The 22112-nt window shown below is 35.6% G+C and carries 20 protein-coding genes and 2 tRNA genes; 9 read left to right on the plus strand and 13 right to left on the minus strand.

What is annotated here, in order from left to right:
- The first annotated feature begins 76 nt into the window (after window positions 1-76).
- Together BLT95_RS07655 and BLT95_RS07660 are read left to right on the plus strand one after the other, a co-directional pair.
- Window positions 77-997, plus strand: a complete 921-nt coding sequence (locus BLT95_RS07655; RefSeq protein ID WP_089665517.1) for a hypothetical protein — start codon at window positions 77-79, stop codon at window positions 995-997.
- A 172-nt stretch (window positions 998-1169) separates the two neighbouring features.
- A complete protein-coding gene (locus BLT95_RS07660; RefSeq protein WP_089665518.1) occupies window positions 1170-2225 on the plus strand; it encodes a hypothetical protein in 1056 nt (351 codons plus the stop codon).
- Window positions 2226-2361: 136 nt separating this feature from the next.
- On the opposite strand, the gene BLT95_RS07665 is transcribed toward BLT95_RS07660, so the two are convergent.
- A complete protein-coding gene (locus tag BLT95_RS07665; protein ID WP_089665519.1) occupies window positions 2362-2550 on the minus strand; it encodes a hypothetical protein in 189 nt (62 codons plus the stop codon).
- A 439-nt stretch (window positions 2551-2989) separates the two neighbouring features.
- Between BLT95_RS07665 and BLT95_RS07670 the strand changes: the two genes are divergently transcribed.
- From BLT95_RS07670 to BLT95_RS07680, 3 genes are read left to right on the plus strand one after another with little or no spacing between them, the layout of a single operon-like run.
- A complete protein-coding gene (locus BLT95_RS07670; RefSeq protein WP_089665520.1) occupies window positions 2990-3184 on the plus strand; it encodes a hypothetical protein in 195 nt (64 codons plus the stop codon).
- Window positions 3171-3536 carry a hypothetical protein gene (locus BLT95_RS07675; RefSeq protein ID WP_089665521.1) on the plus strand — a complete coding sequence of 122 codons (366 nt, stop codon included), beginning with the start codon at window positions 3171-3173 and terminating at the stop codon, window positions 3534-3536. Before BLT95_RS07670 ends, BLT95_RS07675 begins: the two co-directional genes overlap by 14 nt.
- 5 nt (window positions 3537-3541) lie before the next feature.
- Entirely contained in the window at window positions 3542-4279 is a 738-nt protein-coding gene (locus BLT95_RS07680) for an SOS response-associated peptidase family protein (RefSeq protein WP_089665522.1), read from the plus strand.
- Window positions 4280-4548: 269 nt separating this feature from the next.
- On the opposite strand, the gene BLT95_RS07685 is transcribed toward BLT95_RS07680, so the two are convergent.
- The 9 genes from BLT95_RS07685 to BLT95_RS07725 all read right to left on the minus strand — a co-directional run bounded on the left by BLT95_RS07685 (window position 4549) and on the right by BLT95_RS07725 (window position 12704).
- The gene (locus BLT95_RS07685) at window positions 4549-5352 is read right to left on the minus strand and encodes a hypothetical protein (protein ID WP_157718029.1); all 804 of its coding nucleotides are present in this window, start codon (window positions 5350-5352) and stop codon (window positions 4549-4551) included.
- A gap of 190 nt (window positions 5353-5542) precedes the next feature.
- Window positions 5543-5782: a hypothetical protein gene (locus tag BLT95_RS07690; RefSeq protein WP_157718030.1), complete on the minus strand. Its 240-nt coding sequence runs from the start codon at window positions 5780-5782 to the stop codon at window positions 5543-5545.
- Window positions 5783-5981: 199 nt separating this feature from the next.
- Window positions 5982-6066, minus strand: a tRNA-Leu gene (locus BLT95_RS07695).
- A 14-nt stretch (window positions 6067-6080) separates the two neighbouring features.
- Window positions 6081-6153 (minus strand) — tRNA-Gly (locus BLT95_RS07700).
- A gap of 311 nt (window positions 6154-6464) precedes the next feature.
- Window positions 6465-9044, minus strand: coding sequence for a DNA mismatch repair protein MutS (gene mutS, locus BLT95_RS07705; RefSeq protein ID WP_172822611.1), 2580 nt, complete (start codon window positions 9042-9044; stop codon window positions 6465-6467).
- Window positions 9045-9184: 140 nt separating this feature from the next.
- Window positions 9185-11017, minus strand: coding sequence for an ABC transporter ATP-binding protein (locus BLT95_RS07710; RefSeq protein ID WP_089665526.1), 1833 nt, complete (start codon window positions 11015-11017; stop codon window positions 9185-9187).
- A 197-nt stretch (window positions 11018-11214) separates the two neighbouring features.
- Window positions 11215-11775, minus strand: a complete 561-nt coding sequence (locus tag BLT95_RS07715) for a Pycsar system effector family protein (protein ID WP_089665527.1) — start codon at window positions 11773-11775, stop codon at window positions 11215-11217.
- Window positions 11776-11846: 71 nt separating this feature from the next.
- Window positions 11847-12182, minus strand: a complete 336-nt coding sequence (locus tag BLT95_RS07720) for a hypothetical protein (RefSeq protein WP_089665528.1) — start codon at window positions 12180-12182, stop codon at window positions 11847-11849.
- An 87-nt stretch (window positions 12183-12269) separates the two neighbouring features.
- Window positions 12270-12704, minus strand: a complete 435-nt coding sequence (locus BLT95_RS07725) for a hypothetical protein (protein WP_089665529.1) — start codon at window positions 12702-12704, stop codon at window positions 12270-12272.
- Between the two features lie 159 nt (window positions 12705-12863).
- Here BLT95_RS07725 and BLT95_RS07730 point away from each other — a divergent pair, with 159 nt between their 5' ends.
- The gene (locus BLT95_RS07730) at window positions 12864-13409 is read left to right on the plus strand and encodes an RNA methyltransferase (protein WP_089665530.1); all 546 of its coding nucleotides are present in this window, start codon (window positions 12864-12866) and stop codon (window positions 13407-13409) included.
- On the opposite strand, the gene folK is transcribed toward BLT95_RS07730, so the two are convergent.
- Window positions 13406-14542 carry a 2-amino-4-hydroxy-6-hydroxymethyldihydropteridine diphosphokinase gene (gene folK, locus BLT95_RS07735; RefSeq protein WP_089665531.1) on the minus strand — a complete coding sequence of 379 codons (1137 nt, stop codon included), beginning with the start codon at window positions 14540-14542 and terminating at the stop codon, window positions 13406-13408. The two genes, BLT95_RS07730 and folK, sit on opposite strands and share 4 nt — an antisense overlap.
- A gap of 106 nt (window positions 14543-14648) precedes the next feature.
- On the opposite strand from folK, the gene BLT95_RS07740 reads away from it, so the two are divergent.
- The gene (locus BLT95_RS07740; protein ID WP_089665532.1) at window positions 14649-15353 is read left to right on the plus strand and encodes a queuosine precursor transporter; all 705 of its coding nucleotides are present in this window, start codon (window positions 14649-14651) and stop codon (window positions 15351-15353) included.
- Between the two features lie 23 nt (window positions 15354-15376).
- Window positions 15377-18079: an AsmA-like C-terminal region-containing protein gene (locus BLT95_RS07745; protein WP_089665533.1), complete on the plus strand. Its 2703-nt coding sequence runs from the start codon at window positions 15377-15379 to the stop codon at window positions 18077-18079.
- 235 nt (window positions 18080-18314) lie between these two features.
- Here the strand turns inward: BLT95_RS07745 and BLT95_RS07750 are convergent, their stop codons facing one another.
- Window positions 18315-19109 carry a DUF2797 domain-containing protein gene (locus BLT95_RS07750; protein WP_089665534.1) on the minus strand — a complete coding sequence of 265 codons (795 nt, stop codon included), beginning with the start codon at window positions 19107-19109 and terminating at the stop codon, window positions 18315-18317.
- 113 nt (window positions 19110-19222) lie between these two features.
- Here BLT95_RS07750 and BLT95_RS07755 point away from each other — a divergent pair, with 113 nt between their 5' ends.
- Window positions 19223-20740 carry a GH3 auxin-responsive promoter family protein gene (locus BLT95_RS07755; protein WP_089665535.1) on the plus strand — a complete coding sequence of 506 codons (1518 nt, stop codon included), beginning with the start codon at window positions 19223-19225 and terminating at the stop codon, window positions 20738-20740.
- A 52-nt stretch (window positions 20741-20792) separates the two neighbouring features.
- Here BLT95_RS07755 and hemL read toward each other — a convergent pair whose 3' ends face one another.
- Complete coding sequence (hemL, locus tag BLT95_RS07760; RefSeq protein WP_089665536.1) at window positions 20793-22082, minus strand: glutamate-1-semialdehyde 2,1-aminomutase; 1290 nt, start codon at window positions 22080-22082, stop codon at window positions 20793-20795.
- Window positions 22083-22112: the final 30 nt, after the last annotated feature.

Genomic DNA, 22112 nt, shown 5'->3' on the forward strand with positions numbered 1-22112 from the left:
CATAACCCCTCTAATATTGTTCAAATGCTGAGTACACTGGCAACGCGTACCCCCTTTACAAATATAAGTAAATACTTTGATTGACTATACTAAAATAAGGCTTTTAGGCATAAATCCTACAAGCATATTAGATAATAATTGTTTTGAGTTTAAAACTGTTGTTTTCAGGAATGGAGGGCAAATTCATAAACACGTAGCAGAATATCATTTTTGCAAAATTACAGTATATGAATATGGATTAATCCTATTTACTGGGAGTATTCACAAAATGTTCAATTCAATTAAAGGAATAAATGCACCGAATTACAATCCAAAAAGTAAAGAACAATACAAAGGTTTTAACGGTAATCAATTTACCCTTTCAAATATTATTTATGTTAGAGATCATTTAAGAAGATTATTTAAATGCGAGTCCAATCAAATGGTTTTTCAAAATATAGAATTTGGAATCAATACCACACCAATGATTGATCAATTATCCTTTTTGCCAGGATTGCTTTATCATAAAGGAAAAAGGTTTGAAAGTAAATTTAATGGTAATTTCTACTACTGTGAACATCAACAATATAGAATTAAGATTTACAACAAGTCAGAGCAGTATGGAATGCTAACACCTACAACTAGAATAGAGATGAGCCTGAAAAAATCAAATAAGATTAACAAACTAGGTATTTACACATTTGCAGACATTAATATAAAAACCCTAGAAAATGCCAAAATTGAACTTTTAAGGCAGTTTGATGAAGTGGTTTATTACGATTATACAATAAGAAAATGTGGCATTTCTAAACCTCTTCAAATTCGCCTAAATAAATACGCAAATCTACAATTTTGGCTTAAAGATTTAAAACCTCATCATAGAGATAGGCATAAGAAGAAACTCCAGGAAACAATAATTAAGTATTCAGAAAATCTTAAAGCCAAATTTACAATTGATATTTTAAAAAAGTGTGTAACTATTAACCGCTTAGAAAGTACTGAAATGTGTAACCATTAACTAATCTATATACTGTTAATCATTACACACTTATCTAGTAGATATTTAAAATTGTATTTAGGATCTTTTTTTCCTCCGCAAAGGAAGGGGATTTTCCCCCTTTTCAAATATATGGTTATTTTAAAATACTAATATTCTGTATCTTAGGTTTTGTAATTAATAGATATTTAGAATGAAGAAAATTTTATTAGTTCTGGCTCTGGCCCTATTTTCTTTAAATGGAACCTCACAAGAAGTGTTCAAAAAATCCTTTTGGATACCTGAAAAAATATCGTTTGAAGACGGAAAGACAATATTACTTATGGAAACTAACTATTGGACTAAAAGCCAAATAGATTCCTTAGCAAATTCTTCAGACAAAGAGATTAAGAAGATTTACGAGAAAAAATTAAAAGAGATTCAAAAGTCCTATCCAATGGGTAAAAAAATTAATTTTTATAAAAAGGATAGTTCATTAAAAACTGAGATAACAATTAAAACCGAAACTTCTATAGATAATGTTTTTTTTGAAGATCTTCTTTTTAAAATGGAAACTCCATATGTTGGTCCAGGATTTGACAGAGGAAATTTAAAAATGAAAGAAGAAAAGGTATATGTGAATCCTTACTTAATAATGGAAAAGGAAATTTCAAGACAGGAAGAAAGAATTTCAAAGTCGATAGATATTGATGAAATAAATCAACTTCTTGAAAAGAATGATTCAATAAGTAATAGTTCCGAAGAGGAAAGTAATTATACGCGCAAGACTTACTATTATGAATTGAAGAATAGGCAATCAATAAAAATTCCTTTCTCTGAATTATTCATTTCTGCAGTTACACTACCTATTAAATATAGGTTTGGAAGCGAAAATGGCGATATTGAAGAGGATTTTGCAAGTGATATTAATGTAAATGTTCTTTTTGGTTTTTCATTAGGAAGAAAAAAATTCATGTATCGGAAAAATGTTGACAATTTAGAAAGAGAAACAAAGTGGCTAATGGGATTATTTATAGGTACTTCTTCAATTGAATTTAATACTAACAATACGTTACCTTCACTAGATGCTAATGAAACTTTCAGAAAGGGAGTATTAAGTTATGGCTTTGGTACTGGTATATCTATTGGAAAGTTTCAAGGTACAGTTTTTGGCGGATGGGATAATGCTGTAGGAAACCAAAGTGATTTATGGAACTACGACAATAAGTTCTGGATTGGACTAGGGTTGGGATTTGAAATTATTGATTAATCATAGATAAAATCGCGCGACGTTGCAACTAAATCAATTTAACTGAATTAAAGATGAGTTTTCTTACACTATAAAAAAGGTTGTTTTTCACACGATAAAAAAGAGTTTTCGGAAACCAAAAAAAGGGAAGATATAATTAACAAGCCTCTTCTAATTTAGCAGAATATTCTTTTTGCATTTGTCTTCTTTCAAAGTCGGTTAAATCCTGCTTAAACCACTCTTCATATTGAGCGTCAAGTTCCGCTTTGTTATACCTACAATTGTCATCTTCAGCACTACAGGAAACCAGGGCGAAAACACCTAAAATTAATATTACATTTTTCATTGTGATTAGTTTAGAAATACTAAAATAGAGTTATTTATAAAATTATACGGTTAAACCTAAAAAATTTGATTAATCAAACGTTTTCAAATATTTCCCTATCTGTTCGCGCGTAAAAATTTACAAATACTAGAAACCGAACGAATCGAACTACTTAAAAGAGCGTTATTACTTAACCTGTATTTAAAGAACCTGAAAAAACCTGAGATTATAATTTGTCAAAACTTGACTTTGAAACTTAACAAAACTTCACTTTTCACCTCTGGATATTAAGAATCATATTTATAAAAATTAGTTAGGCTAGGCAAAAAAACTATTACAAATGAGATTATTTAGAACAATTAAGTATTTAAAAATATTTTAATCTTCAAAATTAAAATTTCCATTATCCCTTATGCAAAAGTCATTTTCTTAATGTATTTTAAAAGTAAAATTCATTATTATGGATGCAAAACAAAAATACAGAATCAAAGATGTAGAAAGGTTATCGATGATTTTAAAGGTTAATCAAGATGAAGCCTTTGAAATGTGGGAAAACTTTAGCAGTAAAAATGGCGGTGCAGATTGGTTATTATTACCTAAAGAGGATCTGGAAATAATAAATTGGTTAAAAGACTCAAGATTTGATAAAGGATAAAATTTATATCGGAGAAGAAATAAAAGAACACATTCCTAAAAGAGCAATTGAAAATTTAATCATTGCCTTTAAAGATCTTAACCTATCCTATGAAAATGATATAAAACATTGCAGGATGGAGGTTACGCCTAAAGGAACATGTTGGATAACCGATACAAGAAGTAAAACGAACTTTTATAAAGGAAAACTAATTGGCACCTTTAAAACTGATGGGGCAGGTTTTTATTTTTCTAAAATTGAAAGAAATATCGAACTAGCAAAGAAAAGAAAAAAGATTCGGTCAGATTTTTTTAAAATTCCTAGGAAAGCAGGAGAACTATATGAATTAGATAGACTACTATCTGAAATTTAATTATCATGTGCTACCAGAAATCACTTAATCAATTTCAAGATAATTTAACTAGATATATGGATAAACCTCCATACATCAATACCCATTTTGAGGCATATAACATGAATGATGGTTTTACACATGATAATATATATATTATTCCTATGGAAGAACCTGGAAATTGGTTTTCGGCATCTTGGGGATTAGTACCTGATTGGTTTAGAGGGGAAAGAGAAGAATTCTATAATAACAGAAAATACAATACTCTGAATGCAAGAGATGATAAAGTTTATGAATCAAACTCCTACAGAAATGCTATTAAAGAAAGAAGGTGTTTAATATTTTGTGATGGATTTTTTGAACCTCATCATTATAATAGTGAATCTCAACCCTACTTCTGTTATTTGAATGAGAGTGACAATTATAAAAATAGATCAATTTTTATGTTTGCTGGTATTTACTCTAAGGACAATAATGATAATTATTCTGCAAGTTTAATAACTACAGATGCAAACCTATTATTCGAAAAAATTCATAATAAGGCAAAAAGAATGCCTTTAGTTTTAGACAGGAAATATGAAAATGATTGGATAAACCAAAATCAAAGTGATTCAATTATCAAGGGGATAATGCAAGAAGGATTTACACAAAAAACTTTTACAGGTCATCCGGTAATGAATTATCGGAAAAAAGTAAATCAAGAAAAGAAATATACTGATGAAGTTATTGAACCTGTTGAACCTATAGAAGCCGGATTAATTTAGAAATATGAAACATTTTTTACCTATTTCGATATTTCTAATCTGTTTTAATTCCTAACCTCAAATTATACAATTTAGACAGTAAAAAAAGATTTTCCGACCATTACGCGCGTATACGATTAGAACTATTTAGAGTTAATTAAGACAAAGTAAGGTTTTATGGAGGTCACTACGCGCGTGCAAGAAAACTAACATCTAAAAACTTCATTGGTATCTGTTCGCGTGTTATAGCAACTTATCTAACATTATTATCGTTGAAATTCTCTTTTCAACTATTGGATAAGTATATAAATTACTACTGAAATTGAAACAGACAATAGTATTAGACCAAAGCGAGCGTATTGCATTGCCTTATCAGTTTTATCCTCTGAAAATAGTGTATTTATAAACGTACTTAAGAATATCCAGTCGAAAATAGTCAAGGCTCGACCTAAAATTTTCATTGATACACTCTCCCCTACGAACAATCTAAATGGATCAAAGAATAATACGATCAAAAAGAAGAATGCAAATAATGGAAAGAAAGCAACTTTATTCTTATTTGGCTCCAGCGGATAGAACTTCAAATTAATATTAACAATTCGCTCGTTCTGAAAAATCATTAAATCACCTGGAATTTCCACAAACTTTTTGCGGGATTCACTATACCTTTGTACACTGGTTAAATAAACATTTTCAAGGTCTCCAGTATTGCGATTAATAGTATGTTGCCTTAGAAATCCTTTGTACAAATTTGTAGTCGCATCACTAGTCTGAATGAGAATATCAGCAACGGTCAAACCAACCTTTTTTATTTCAATATCCTTAAAATCTTTAAATCCAGAAATTTCGCCTCGAAAATAATAGTGCCAATGATTTTTAAATCTAAGTATTGAAATCTTCCTATCTAATTTCCCTATACGCACAATATGATATAAGATTTGCGCTAAGCAAGCCGCATAAAACACCATAATACCCAAATACAAACCATTCAATTTCAAATTCTCAAGATCGAATAAGGTTTTTGGTAAAGTATTACTGGATAGTGCAGTGTAAACATCATTTACATTCTCAGGTTCAATTTTTATAATTGCCAATGAAAAAGTTAGAAACGTAAATAGTTGGATTAGCAATCCAGGAATTAATGCTGAGGTTACTGAGGTTATCCAATTCGAACTATTAAACTGTTTGGAAAATTCACCAACATAGTAGAATCTTCTAAATACAATTCCAGGGAAAACGACTAGTAAAAAAAGAAAAATGGAATTTAAGGCTAAATTCATAAACCTATTGAGGAACTAATTCATTTTCCTTTTCATCAAATTCAAGATTTTTTCCGTGAAGTATAATTGAAAAGTCTTTATCCTTTTTAATTTGATCCATTAAGATTTTCTTTTTTGCAGGATCTGATAAAACAACCTTAACTATGTCTCGATCAATTAATGAAGTATCTCTTCCAAACATATCTTCAAGATTTGAAGAAACCATATTTGAAATAATATTAACCACTCTTTTGAGTGATTTCATCTTACTACTAAGAATTATTGATTCGACACTCATTATTTAATACTTTAAATAAAGGTACAAATTAAAAAATAAATCTATTATAATATCAATTTGAGGTATTAAATAACTTAAAATTATCTTTTGCGTACAAATGAGCGTACAAATAAAAGTATTTAAAAACAAAAAACCCTCAATAACAGTTAGTTAAAGAGGGTTTCAGTACTCGGGACGGGACTTGAACCCGTACGGCCATAATGGCCATTGGATTTTAAGTCCAACGTGTCTACCAATTCCACCACCCGAGCGGAATATATAAATGAGCGAAAAACGGGATTCGAACCCGCGACCTCCACCTTGGCAAGGTGGCGCTCTACCAACTGAGCTATTTTCGCGATTTTTAAGAACAAACAATATTGGCGACGCCTTTATTGCGGAGGCAAATTTAAGACAAATCTTATAACAGCAAAGAATTTTTTCAGAAAAAAGTCAGGCTGATTTTGATAAATTAGTACACGCTTTGCTTAGTCATTAATAATGAGCACGAAACGTGCGCAATTAGGTTGAATTAAAAGATACAGAAACAAGTTGTTAATACTTGTTTATTGGTGATTGTTGAGATTTTTCCTTGTATTCGGAATGACTTCCTCAGCATGAGATCCTGAAACCAGTTCAGGATGACAACTATAATTTTACTGATGATAGATCATTGTTTATTGTTCTTTCCTAGCATTCGCTTGATCTCATTCAGTTTCATTAAAGCTTCCACGGGAGTTAAGGTATCAATATCAATTCCCAGTAATTCCTGTTTCAGATCTTCCAGTAAGGGATCATCCAGATTAAAGAAACTTAATTGCATCTCATCTTCAGCAGATTTTTTTAATACTGCTCCGGAATCTTCCATAGAATGGGAAGCTTCTAGTTTTGCCAGGATCTTATTAGCCCTGTGCAAAACCATCTGTGGCATTCCGGCCATCTTTGCTACATGAATACCAAAACTATGCTCGCTACCACCCGGTACCAGTTTCCGAAGAAACAGTACATTATCCTTTAGCTCCTTTACTGAAACATTAAAATTTTTGATCCTGTCAAAAGTTTCACACATTTCATTTAACTCATGATAGTGCGTGGCAAATAATGTTTTTGGTTTTGCAGGATGCTCATGTAGATATTCGCTAATTGCCCAGGCTATGGAAATTCCATCATAAGTACTGGTTCCACGACCAATTTCATCTAAAAGTACCAGACTTCTATCTGAAATATTATTCAGGATGCTGGCAGTTTCATTCATCTCTACCATAAAAGTAGATTCACCCATAGAAATATTATCGCTGGCTCCTACCCTGGTAAAAATTTTATCTACAAGGCCAATTTCAGCAGATCTTGCAGGAACAAAACTTCCCATTTGTGCCATTAACACAATAAGTGCCGTTTGTCTTAAGATCGCTGATTTACCACTCATATTAGGCCCGGTGATCATAATTACTTGTTGCTCTTCCCTATCCAGATGAAGATTATTGGTCACATAAACTTCTCCCGCGGGCAATTGCTTTTCGATCACAGGATGCCTGCCATCTTCGATATCCATTCCATACGAATCGGTGATCTCAGGTTTAGAATAATTTTCAATCTGGGCTTGCTGAGCAAAAGAACATAGACAATCCAGCCTGGCGATTAATCTCGCATTCTGCTGAACAGGATCTATATACTCCGCCATCCACGCGATCAGCTTTCCAAATATCTCCTGCTCCAATTGCTGGATCTTTTCTTCGGCCCCAAGGATCTTGGATTCATACTCTTTTAGTTCCTCAGTAATATACCTTTCAGCATTAACTAGGGTTTGCTTACGCGTCCATTCTGCAGGAACCTTATCTTTATGAGTATTACGCACTTCTATATAATACCCATAAACATTATTGTTCCCGATCTTGAGCGAAGAAATTCCCGTGGTTTCAGTCTCCCTTTTTATCATATTGTCCAGATAATCTTTCCCGGAAAAAGCGATGTCTCTAAGTTCATCAAGTTCTTTTGAAAAACCTTTGGCGATCACATTTCCCTTCTGAATATTTACCGGTGCTTCCTCGCTGATACTTTCTGAAATCTTTTCCCGAAGCAGATCACAGGAATGTAAATTATCACCAATGATCCTCAGCGCTTCATTGTCAGATTTCAAGGCCAGTTCTTTTACCGGCACAATTGCATTCATTGAATTTTTAAGCTGATTCACTTCCCGCGGACTAATTCTTTGGGTCGCTACCTTTGAAATTAGCCTCTCAAGATCGCTAATTTCACGTATCTGATCCTGAATATTCGCTAAAGTTTCCGGGTTCCTGATAAGAAAGTCAACCACCTGAAGCCTTTTTTCTATCATTTCAGCATCTTTGAGCGGCAAGGCTAACCAACGTTTTAGTAGTCGCCCCCCCATGGGAGAAATCGTCTTATCAATAACATCTAAAAGGGTCACGGCATTGGCCGAAGTTGAATGATATAATTCCAGGTTTCTGATGGTAAAGCGATCCATCCAGACATACTGTTCCTCAGCGATCCGATTGATTGATGTAATATGTTGCAAACGGTGATGCCTGGTTTCAGCCAGATAATAAAGTACCGCGCCCGAAGCGATAATACCTTCTTCCAGATGATCTATCCCAAAACCTTTAAGAGACTTTGTATTAAAATGGCCGTTTAAGGTTTCTTCAGCATAATCGGTTTTAAAGATCCAGTCATCGAGGTAGAAACAATGCAGATCTTTACCGAAATTATCATTAAAATCCTTCTTGTATTTTTTTTGAACCAGGATCTCACTGGGTCCGAAATTCTGAAGAAGCTTATCTATATACTCCCTGTTTCCCTGGGCACATAAAAATTCACCAGTAGAAACGTCTAAAAAGGAAACTCCTAAATTCTTTTTTCCGAAGTGAACAGCGCAGAGAAAATTATTCGATTTACTATTCAGGATATCATCATTCATGGCCACACCAGGCGTCACCAGTTCAGTCACTCCACGTTTTACGATGGTCTTGGTCATTTTAGGATCTTCCAGCTGATCACAGATGGCAACCCTTTGACCCGCTTTCACCAGTTTTGGCAAATAAGTATTTAATGAATGATGCGGAAATCCTGCCAGTTCCATCTTCTCCCCTCCATTATTACGATTGGTTAGAACGATATTCAGGATTCTGGCGGCTTTAACGGCATCTTCTCCAAAAGTTTCATAAAAATCCCCTACTCTGAATAACAATAAAGCATCAGGGTATTTCAGCTTGATGCTATTGTACTGTTTCATTAAGGGAGTTACTTTCTGAGTCTTATTAGCTGCCAATTTCAGGGAATTTTATTGCTCGCTAAAGTAAGAAATCTATCGCGTTCTTCTGAAATGATGAAATTGCAATTTTCTCACAAGTTATAAAGAAGTGATTCTTGCTGTTATTGATAACCCGCAGCCTGAAGATTAAAAAGTTCGGCATAAAGCTTATCATTCTCCATGAGCTCATGATGCGTTCCAATTTCAAGTACCGCGCCGTCCTTCAAAACCATAATCCTGTCAGCAATTCTTACGGTGCTGAATCTATGGGAAATGATTACCGCGGTCTTGCCTTCGGTAAGTTGAATAAACCTTTGAAAAGCCTCGGTTTCTGCACGTGCATCTAAAGCCGAAGTTGGTTCATCAAGGATCAAAACCTCAGCATCTTTCATATAAGCCCTGGCGATGGCGATCTTTTGCCACTGGCCTCCGGAAAGATCTTTTCCATGTTTGAATCGTTTTCCTAAAGGCTGACTGTAGCCTAAAGGAAGGTCTAAAACTACTTCACGCGCCAGGCTTTTTTCAGCAGCTTTGTCAATCCTATCCTGATTTTCGATCTGCCCGATCTCACCCATGGCAATATTCTCCCGGAGCGTTAATTCAAACTTTACAAAATCCTGAAATATCACTCCAAAATACTGCCTGTAAGCTGCCTGATCATAGTTGGTAATTGGGATCCCGTCAAGAAGAATTTCCCCTTCGGTGGGCTCATAGAATTGAAGCAGTAATTTTATAAGAGTAGTTTTACCAGCTCCATTTTCTCCTACAAATGCCAGCTTCTCTCCTGCTTTCAATTCAAAATTGATATTTCTCACCACCCATTTTTCAGATTTGGGATATTTAAAGCCAACGTTCTTAAATTCAAATCCCATTTTAATATTCGCTGGAAGATCAAGCTTCCCATCTGAAACACTTTCGGTATAAGTAAGATCGAGAAATTCAAAGTAATCCTGAAGATACAGGGCGCTTTCAGTAATTGCCGTGAAGCGAGTAAAAAAACCTTGGAGTTTAGACCTCAATTTATTAAAGGATCCGGAAAGAAAAGTAAGATCTCCCAGGCTGAAGACCCCGGCAACCGTTCTAAAAATTATAAAGATATAGGCGCCGTAATAAGCAGCCGTACCAATAACATTAAACATAGAACCCCATCCTGCCCGTTGCTTCGCCAGTTTTTTACTTTGTAAATAATATTTATCTGAAAGTCCTTTAAACCTGTCTGCCAGATAGTTTGATAACCCGAATAATTTCACCTCTTTGGCCGTAACATCACTCGCACCGGCATACCTTAGATAATCGAGTTCCCTGCGTTCCTGCGTCCAGCTTCTCGCCAAAGAATAACTGGTTCCACTAAATTTGATCTCGTTAATAATTGTGGGAATAATAGAAACAACCAAAAGGATGATCAACCAGGGTTCAAAAGTCACCACCCCAACAAGCAGGGAAATAATCACGATCACATCTTCTCCCTGGGTAAGAATATTAGACATTAAACCCACTCTACCGGTAGTTTGCTGCCTGGCTCTTTCCAGCTTGTCGTAAAATTCAGAATCTTCCAGCTGATCCAGGTTTAATTCCGAAGTCTTTTTAATGATCTTTACAGAGGTATCTATTGCGTATTGATCACCCAGTAGTGCATCACTAAGACTAATTCCCCTACTTAGAAGATCTGAAATGATCGCAAGACCAAATTCTGCAGCAACCAGCAACCACAATGTATCCAGTTCTTTTTTATCTGCCGTGATCTGGATCACAACTTCATCGATGATCAATTTTCCCAGCCAGAGCATGATCACTGGAAGTACGGCATTCATAATACGTCCGCTAACATTCGCGAAAAATAGAAATGGATTGACGCTTCGTATTTCTTTAAAGAATCTTGGAACAAATTGTAAAGAAGAAAAACTCTCCCTAAAATTAATATTATTGGTCTCGAATGATTTTTTTGGTCTGGGCAAGCTCTATAAATTTAATTTTCACGCAATTTAAGTGATCTCTTAAAACTGGCTTTACGTGGGTCGCAAATTATAGCTCTACATTTCAGAACAAAAAGAAAGCATTTAATAGTAGTTTTTCAGAAATGGAAAAACGAAAAATGCTGGATCGTAACTAGGATCTCAAATTTCTTCTAAGATTTATTAAAACCGTCGATCGTCTATAAAAAAGTGGCTATTACATAATAAAGAACAATAATAAGGAGCATCAAAAACTGAATCGCAAGAAATTTCAGGGCTTTCTGAACATTTCTAAATTTAAGATTGGCAATCTTTGCATTGATAAATATTTGTTGTCCCAATTGATCGAACAACTGATCCTCATCTACGCTAATAGAGAAAAAAGTACGGGAAAATTCTTTAATGTCCCCAAATTTGCTAATCACATCCCCAAAAAAGAAAATGTTCTTATCATATTTAGATTCAATTCGGGGCATAAAACATCTAATACTATAATAAATGGATGCAACAGCACAAACAAACCAAAGAGTCAATAAAATGTAAATTACAGTAGCATCTTCAAAACGCTCTAATACCAGGGCTATATTTTGATACACAAAGTTTAGCAGGATTCCATAAAATGAAAGAATAAGCCCGGCTTTAATTTCAGAAGCTTTAATTAAACTGGAAACGTAACTAATACTCCCCCAATAATGATCAATTAGATCGTCTGTATGCTTGTTCTTGAAATGAACAGAAGATTTTTTCTCAGATTTCTCCATGGTTATATTGTTAAGCCAAAAATATTTCGTGGAACAAAAAAGCGCTACCGTTTTTCTATCGCCCTATACGGCTAGTAAATAATATTGTTCAAAATCTTATCTAGCATATTTTCCATCTGGCTGAACTTTTTATCTGAAAAGAACACTTCAAACATTTCTTTTCGAATGGTTACCAGCTCTTTATGAGAATACTCATGCAATACAAGATTATCCTGAATCTTCTCTAAACTTTCTTCTTCGGAATCTTCTGAAAACTCTTTATAAATATTTTCGAATGTATTTTTGTCTGTCTTAGCTTTGATTAAATCCAGTTCTTCATTGGTTACATTTGAATCGGCATTTGCACAAAGCATCAAAATATAAATCTGAAGCTCAGCTTTGGTCCAGTGTTTTTGTTCGTTCTTCATAAAGTCATTGTTTGGTTGGTTTTATTTAATACTGCTCCATTGGGAAAAAGGATGGGGATTATCACCCATCCGCTAGTTCTTAGCACTCTATTCCTTTCGTGCCAGGCTATTATCCCAGGCCTCTACATAAGACATGAATTCTTCCAGTTTTGCCATGGCTTTATCCTGCCCGCCTGCAACCTTCGCCATAGACTTCATCCATTCAACATCTTCAGGTGTCATTTTATAGTTAAGAGTTTCAATACCTTCGGCCATTTTCCAAATTACCATCATATCATACTTTCCAAAAGCAAAGTGATAGCTGGTTGGGGCATCAATCCCGGCATCCTGGTCTGCCTTCATAAAATAATTCTCTACAATACTCATTGCAGCATCCTTTTTCATAGGCTTAAACTTGATATAAGCGATATTTACCCATTCCGGATCTTCATATTTTTCAGCTTTCATTTCCTGAGCGAAGCTAAAATTCCCGGCAATCAAGAAAAGTATCATTGCCATTGTAGTAATTTTAAAAATTTTCATAATGATTGGTTTTAGTTAATAATAAAACCATAACATGCAATAGCTGTTAAATAAGATTAGAGGAAATGAGAATTCTAATTTAATGAAAAAATTATAATGTTTTGATTTACAAGCGATTATATACTGTAAAATAATATTACAAATTTCTATTTTTGCGCTATGGAAAAGAGAAAATTGCGAAACAGTGAGTTGGAGAGAAAAAGTATAGATGAATTCAAAGTAGCTGAGAAAACACCGATTATCATTATCCTGGATAATGTGAGAAGTTTAAATAATATAGGCTCTGTTTTTCGCACGGCCGATGCTTTTCTCATTCAAAAAATATATCTCTGCGGAATCACGGCCCAGCCGCCACATAAGGATATTCAGAAAACTGCCCTTGGAGCTACAGAAACTGTTGCCTGGGAATATGTGAATGACAGCCTGGAATTAGTTGGAAAATTGAAAGCTGATGGCATAAAAGTCTATGCTATTGAACAGGCCGAAGGTGCCGTAATGCTTGATAAATTTATTCCTGAAAGCACAAATACTCTGGCAGTAGTTTTTGGAAATGAGGTTAAAGGGGTTCAGCAACAAGTAGTTTCAGCTAGTGACGGCGTAATTGAAATACCTCAACTTGGCAGTAAACATTCGCTAAATATATCAGTGAGTACCGGAGTGGTTTTATGGGATCTTTTTTCAAAAATAAAGCTCAAAAAATCTTAACGTAGCGCTTTGTCAATTTCTGAAAGCAGCCACAAATAGTCTTTTCTATTAGAAACAAAATCCAGCCCTGAAATATCTATGATCTGCACCTTCATATTGCTCTGGGATTTTATAAAGTTCAAATAACTATTATTGATATCAATTAAATATTCCGGCTGGATATTCTGCTCATAATCCCGGCCTCGCTTTTTAATATTTTCAAGAAGTCTATCAGTATTTTGATATAGATAGATATAAAGTTCAGGTTTTACCAGTTCTTTGTACATTAAGTGAAAAAGCTTGTGATACAAGGAGTATTCATCTTCATGCAGGGTGATCTTCGCAAAGATCAGCGACTTGAAGACATCATAATCTGAGATCACAAAATCCTTAAAAAGATCGTATTGCGCAAGATCATCTGATAGTTGCTGATAGCGGTCTGCCAAAAATGACATTTCTAACGGAAAAGCATAGCGCTCTTTATTTTCATAAAACTTCGGAAGAAAAGGGTTGTCTTTAAATCGTTCCAGGATCAATTTGGCATTAAAATCTTCAGAAATCATCGTAGAGAAGCTGGTCTTTCCTGCACCGATATTTCCCTCTACCGCGATATAATTACAGGTTGGAAAATTATAATGAAGAACCGACCTCTTAAGCTCTTCGGTAGAAAGTGAAATCTCAGAAGTATCGGTTGTATCTTTTAGTAACTGACTTATCTTTTTTCCTGAAACCGGATGTTTTTCAGAAGGAATAATATCATTTAATGGCTCCAACACAAAGCTTCTATCAGGAATTCCAGGATGCGGAATGCTAAGAGTTTCAGTCTCCATAATTTCTTCTCCAAAAAGCAGAATATCGAGATCTATCGTCCTGTTTTGATAATTTTCTGAATCAGATCGCTCTCTTCCCAATTCATTTTCAATAGCTAATAGTTCTGAAAGTACTTCTTCAGCTTCCAGTCTGGTAGAAACCGAAATACAGGCATTTAAAAACGAATTTCCCTCAAAACCCCAGGCAGGTGTTTCATATATTTTAGAAATATCATGCACCCAACCAATATTCTGGTGTATTTTTTCAAGGGCATTTTGCATGTAACCAGATCGGTCACCAAGATTACTTCCCAGTGCTAGTATTACTGTTTTAGGGGATTTCAAAGCGAATTAAGAAAATTTTAATAGGTAGCGGTAAATAATTTCACAGCAAATTAAGCAAAACAAAAGCACATACCCTTAATTTTGTTTGAAGACTTAATAACAAAATTTGGCAAAACTTACCCTGAAAGATAAGCTTAAAGCTCAGCAAATTTATATGATCTTAAGCGCACTGTTTATCGCTTCACTGGTTGTTTCAAATCTTATCTTTCAAAAGTTCTTTTACTGGGATTTTTTCGGGATCTATACTTTTGAAATTTCTGTCGGGATTTTACCATATCCGGTTACTTTTTTAATAACTGATATTATCAGTGAGATTTATGGAAAGAAAAAAGCAAATCGGGTAGTTACCACGGGGATTTTTGCATCGTTCTTTTCTTTATTGATCATTTATGCGGCTGATGCGGTGCCTGCAACCGATTGGTCTCCAATTAACAATTCTTTGTTTGAAAGGGTTTTTGGGGCAACTGCTATCGCTGTTTTTGCATCTATGGCAGCTTACTTACTGGCACAATATATAGACATCCAGCTGTTTCATTTCTGGAAAAAACTTACTAAAGGCAAACACTTATGGCTAAGGAATAATTTCTCGACCTTCCTTTCGCAATTTGTAGATACCTTTTCGGTCTTATTTTTGCTTTGTAGCTTTGGTAAGATAGACTGGGAATTATTTGGCGGACTGTTACTTAGCGGATTTTTATTCAAAGTACTGATCGCTGCACTGGATACTCCGTTTCTATATGCCGCCGTTTACGGAATGAGAAGATCTTTCAAATTAAAACCTGCTGAAGAACTCAAATTTGACGCAGTTTAAATAAAACACAAAAAACAATCCTTATGAAAAAGGCTTTAAAAATTTTAGGATTTATAATACTTACCATCATTATCCTAATGATAGTGGCGCCCTTTGTCTTTGAGTCTCAACTCAAAGACCTGGTTAAGAAAACAATGAATGAGAACCTGAACGCGCAGGTAGATTTTCAGGATATAGACCTTAGCATGTTTCGCAGTTTTCCACAGGCAACACTGGTTATTGAGGATCTTAGCATTATAAATAATAAACCTTTTGAAGGAGACACCCTGGCTTTGGGTGAAGAAGTCACCCTGGAGATGTCTATAAAAGAATTATTTAAAGGCAGTGATGAACCTAAGAGAATAGATCGCTTAACGCTTAATAATACTTTTATCAATATAAAAGTAGATTCACTGGGCAATGCCAATTATGATATTGCCGTGGAAGACACTACTACCGGTCCAACTTCAGAAAATACTCCTTTCAGCCTGGATCTTAAACATTATGAGATCAATAATTCCCGTGTAAAATATGACGATAGATCATCAAAAATTGCTCTGGACGTAGAAAATCTAAATCATGAAGGAAATGGTGATTTCTCATTAGATCAATCTGAACTCGACACCTATTCTGAAGCGCTGGTCTCTCTTAATTATGATGGGGTAAACTATCTTACTCAGAACTCTCTGACCTTAGATGCAGTATTTCAGATGGACCTGGAAAATATGAAATATACGTTTTTGGAGAATGAAGCCAAAGTGAATCAGCTTCCCCTGACTTTTGATGGGTATGTTCAGGTAAATGAAGAAGATACTGAAATGGATATCAGTTTTAAAACTCCTTCTTCAGACTTTAAGAATTTCCTGGCCGTTATTCCTGAAATCTATGCTAAGAATATTGAAAATGTAGATACCAGTGGAGATTTTGTACTAACCGGGAGAATTTTCGGAAAAGCAGATGATACCTATATCCCTAAAATGGATATTAAAGTTGCTTCAGACAATGCTTCTTTCAAATATCCCGATCTTCCGAAAAGTGTTCAGGATATTAACCTGGACATGGAAATTTTGAACGATACCGGTCTTGCCGAAGAAACTTATATCAATATCAATAATGCCACCTTTAGAATAGACCAGGACAGTTTTTCAGCCAATGGAAACATTAGCAATATCACCGAGAATATGCTAATTGATCTTGCTCTAAAAGGAACAGTGAATCTGGCAAATATCAGCAAAGCATATCCTTTAGAACTGGAACAGGATCTTAACGGGATGCTTACCGCCGATATTAAAACCACTTTCGATATGAATTCCATCGAAAAAGAACAATACCAAAATGTAAAAAGTAGCGGTACGGCCTCAATAAGAAACTTCAAATACTCTTCTCCTGAAATTCCAAATGAGGTACAAATTGCGAATGCCGATATGACCTTTAACCAGGGGAATGTTAGTGTTCCTAATCTAAAGATGACAACAGGAAAGACAGATATCTCTGCTTCTGGTTCGCTTCAAAACCTGATTGGATTCTTACTTACCGATGAGCTATTAAAAGGAAACTTCCAAGTACAGTCCAATACTTTTTCAGTCAATGACTTTATGGTGGCTGAAACGGAAGAGATCACTACTAAAGATGATAATGGGAATGACAAAACTGTAGCTAAATCTACCGGTAAGGAAGCAGTAAAAGTGCCTTCTTTCCTGGATATGGAATTAAGATTCAATGCCAACACCGTTCTATATGATAACCTGGAACTTAAAAATGCTAAGGGCCTTCTCATCATCCGGGATGAAACAGCAAGGCTCCAGGATGTTTCTACGAATATTTTCAATGGTAGTATTGGTGTTAACGGATTGGTTTCCACAAAGAATCCTACTCCTGTTTTTGAAATGGACCTCAACCTGAATTCCCTGGATATTGCATCTTCTTTCAATGGATTGGAGCTTATTCAAAATCTTGCGCCGCTAGCCAGTGCAATTGAAGGAAAAATTCAGTCTACGGTTAATCTTAAAGGGAATCTGAACGAAGATCTAACACCCCAGCTTGCCAGTCTTGCCGGTAACGCTTTAGCAGAATTATTAACTGCTGAAATCAATCCTGAAAAAGCTGCGTTATTATCAAAATTAGACGGGCAGCTTAATTTTCTTGATCTAAATAAAATAGATCTTAGCAAGCTAAAAACCAAATTGACGTTTACTGATGGAATGGTACAGGTTGCACCAATGAACTTTAACATTAAGGGGATAGACTTCCAGGTTTCGGGAAGTCATGGGTTCGATATGAATATGAATTATGACCTCAAACTGGATGTGCCTGCAAAATATCTTGGTTCTGAAGTAAGCAGCACTTTAGGTAAACTTAGCGGCGAAACTATTGAAAATACTACGGTAGAATTACCAATAGGAATTACAGGAAATTTCCAGAGTCCGCAGATAAAATTAGATATGCAGCAGGCGGTGAATAATCTAACCCAAAAAGTAGTTGCGCAACAAAAGAAGAATCTTGAAAATAAAGCGGTAGATGCGATCAACGACATTCTTAAAGGCAAAAGAGATCCCAGTAAACCCTTCAACAAAAATGATTCTACAGCTGTAAAAACAGATTCTACTTCAGGCAGCACCCCCGTGACGAAAAGAGATTCTATCAATCAATCCCAACAAAAACAAGTTCAGGATGCGGCCAAGAATATTCTTGGTGGATTATTAAAAGGTTCCAAAAAGAAGACGGATACTACAAAGAATAATAATTAACCCCTGTGAGCGAAGTGAAGCCATTTTAACATGAGATTCCTTCACTTCGTTCGCAATGACAACAACCCTCTTGAGAACGTCACCCTGAACTGGTTTCATGGTCATGCTGAAACGAGTTCAGCATGACCATGAAATTATATATTGTCTAAATTGTTATCCCGACCAAAGGGAGAGATTCCATCAAAGTTCAAAAAATATTGAGAGGTTTTCTCCTTCGCTATACTCGGAATGATAGTTACAAAACTTTTAGTTCAACTACCAAACCTTCATTTCCTCTAACATTAAAAACGGTCCCGTCTTCAAAGATCAAATACTGCCCCTTAATTCCTTTTAAAACTCCTTCATAGAAAGGATTTTTAACCAGATTGAGAGATTTGATCTTTTCTGGAAATTGCTTCACAGGAAATTTAATTTCGGTTTCCTTATTGTTCTGGATATAGTACTCCTTAGCTTCCTCCGGAATAAAGTCCTTCAGTTTTTCCCTTTCTTCCACGAGATTAAGATCAATAATATCATTGGTTAACATCTTTCTCCAGTTGGTCTTATCTGAAACGTGCTCCTTTAAAGCAACTTCGGTAATCCCTGCCAGGTACCTGTTTGGAACCTCTACAATTTCAATGGCTTCATGCGCTCCCTGATCTATCCATCTGGTTGGAACCTGATTTCTTCTGGTAACTCCCACTTTTACATCACTGGAATTCGCCAGATAAACAATATGTGGTTGGAGTTGTGCTTTCTTCTCATATTCCAGATCACGATCTTCTTCATCTAAATGAGCTTTACTTTTTTCAGGGCTTATTACCCAATCTCCAGCCTGAGGAATTGAACTAAAACAATCATAACAAAATCCCTGTCTGTAAATTTTCTTTTCCAGCCCACAATTAAGACATTGATACTTAAGGAAATTCAAACTTATTTTTTTGTCTATCAACTGATTGAAATTGATAAAATCATTTTCCCAAATAAGGTAATATTGAACCACATCGGTGATTTCAGTTCTCATTTTCGTTAAAACTCCCTCGTATCGCATTTAAATTTTTGTTTTAAGACTGAATGAAATTTTTGCAGGCTACAAAGTTTCGATTATTTTTAACCAAATAACCAACCGCCCAATAAATATAAGGCTTAAAGATAAGAAGAATAATGCCAATTCCATTAGTCAACTCCATAGCTTCCTGGTTTCTGAAAAAGAGAATCCATCAAATGGAATTGTTTATAAAATACCCGCATGAAGTTCAAAATGAGCTTCTTAAAAACCTTCTATCCAAAGCAAAAAATACCGAGTTTGGCAAACGTTATAATTTTTCAGAAATCACCTCTTATGAAACTTTTAAAGAGCGTGTTCCAATTCAGAAATATGAGGATTATCAAGACGTTATAGAGCGGAGTAGAAAAGGGGAATCGAATATTTTCTGGCCTACTCCAATTAGATGGTTTGCAAAATCCAGCGGTACTACCAGTGCGAAAAGTAAATTTATTCCGGTAAGCCAGGATTCGCTTGAAGAATGTCACTATGCCGCCGGAAAAGATCTTTTATGCATCTATCTGAATAACAATCCGCAGTCACAGATGTTCACCGGAAAGAGTTTGAGGCTTGGCGGCAGCAAGGAGCTTTATCAGGAAAATGGCACTTCTTACGGCGATCTTTCTGCAATATTGATAGATAATATGCCTTTCTGGGCTGAATTTAGCAGTACCCCGAGCAATGAAGTTTCCCTGATGCATGATTGGGAATATAAAATGCAGGCGATTGTTGATGAAACGACAAGGGAAAGAGTAACCAGCCTTGCCGGAGTTCCCAGCTGGATGTTGGTTTTACTGAATAATGTACTGGAAACAACCGGAAAACAAAGCCTTTTTGAAGTTTGGCCACATCTGGAAGCTTATTTTCACGGCGGGGTAAGTTTTGAGCCCTATGCTTCTCAATATCAAAAGATACTACCAAAAGAGGATTTCAGGTTTTATGAGATCTATAATGCTTCTGAAGGTTTCTTTGCCTGTCAGGATCATAACGACACCAAAGACCTGCTGTTAATGCTTGATTATGGTATTTTTTATGAATTTATTCCGATGGATCAATATGGAACTGATGAAGAAATGGCAATTCCTTTAAGTGAGGTTGAAATTGGTAAAAATTATGCAGTGGTAATTACCACCAATGCCGGGCTTTGGAGATATAAGATCGGGGATACAGTACGGTTTACAGATATAAATCCATACAGAATCAAGGTTTCCGGAAGAACCAAGCATCACATTAACGTTTTTGGAGAAGAATTAATCATTGAAAATGCCGAATCTGCTCTCAAAAAAGTTTGCCTTATTACCAATTGTGAAATTATAGATTATACTGTGGCTCCTATTTTCATGGAAGGAAAAGAAAAAGGTGCTCATGAGTGGATCGTGGAATTTAAAACCGCACCTAAAGATTTCGAAAATTTCACCAGACAATTAGATCTTGCTTTGCAAGAGGTAAACAGCGATTATGAAGCTAAGCGCTACAATAATATGACGCTGAATATGCCAAAGATCCACCAGGCACGTAAAGATCTTTTTTATGACTGGTTGAAGAAGCATGATAAACTTGGCGGTCAGCATAAAATCCCAAGGCTTTCCAATTCCCGTACTTATTTAGAAGAATTACTAAAGATGGAAAGGGAATAAAAAAACCGCTGAAAGATATCAACGGTTTTCATAATATCGAGTCACTGAAAATCTATAATTTTTTTGACACGTTATCTACCCCCTTAATTGTTTTATCAAGGTCTTCATAAGAAAGTGCTTCGCTAATAAACCAGGTTTCGTAGGCACTTGGTGCGATATAAATTCCGTTTTCCAGCATCCCGTGAAAGAATTTATTAAAAGTTCCCAGATTTGCAGATTTAGCTGCGGAAGCAAAATCGGTTACCGGTTCTGTTCCGAAGTGAACTGATATCATTGATCCCACTCTGTTTATGGTAAAATCGATATTATTCTCTGTAAGAACTTTTTCCATACCCTCATGAAGATATCTGGTCTTTTTATCGATACTTTCAAAAATCTCTCTTTTACTATCCAGTTCAGTAAGCATTGCTAATCCAGCAGCCATCGCCAATGGATTACCACTAAGTGTTCCCGCCTGATAAACCGGGCCAACAGGCGCCAGATAGTCCATGATTTCATTTCTGGCAGCAAAAGCGCCTACAGGCAAACCACCACCTATCACTTTTCCAAAACATACAATATCTGCCTTTACTCCTGCTCTTTCCTGAACTCCGCCTGGAGCAAGTCTGAATCCGGTCATTACCTCATCAAAAACAAGCAAAATTCCAGTTTCATCGCAGATCTTTCTCAATCCTTCCAGAAAACCTTCGGCTGGCGGAATACACCCCATATTTCCGGCAACCGGTTCCAGAATGATACAGGAAATTTCATCTTTATTCGCTTCAACCAGCTCTTTTACATTTTCCAGATCGTTGTATTTGGCCAGCAAGGTATCTTTCGCAGTTCCCTGAGTAACTCCCGGACTATTTGGTGTCCCAAAAGTCACTGCACCACTTCCAGCCTGGATCAGGAAAGAATCACTATGCCCGTGATAGCAACCGGCAAATTTGATGATCTTTTCTTTTCCGGTAAATCCACGTGCAAGCCGAACGGCACTCATACAAGCTTCAGTGCCCGAATTCACCATTCTAATCTTATCTATATTCGGAACCATTTTTACTGCCAGTTCTGCGATCTTAGTTTCTATCTCAGTAGGCGTTCCAAATGAAGTTCCTTTTTTAGCTTTTTCAATTACTGCATCGATCACCGGCTTGTGTGCGTGCCCCAAAATAAGCGGCCCCCAGGAATTGATATAATCAATTAATTTATTTCCATCTTCATCATACAAATAAGCACCTTCAGCTTTTTCTACGAAAATAGGTTCACCCCCAACAGCTTTAAAAGCTCTTACCGGGGAATTCACCCCACCAGGAATTACTTTTTGTGCTTCTGTGAATAATTGACTACTTCTTTTATAAATCATAAATGACCTTTTATTTTTTACACCTCTCCT

It is taken from the genome of Gramella sp. MAR_2010_147, assembly GCF_900105135.1.
Lineage (GTDB): Bacteria > Bacteroidota > Bacteroidia > Flavobacteriales > Flavobacteriaceae > Christiangramia.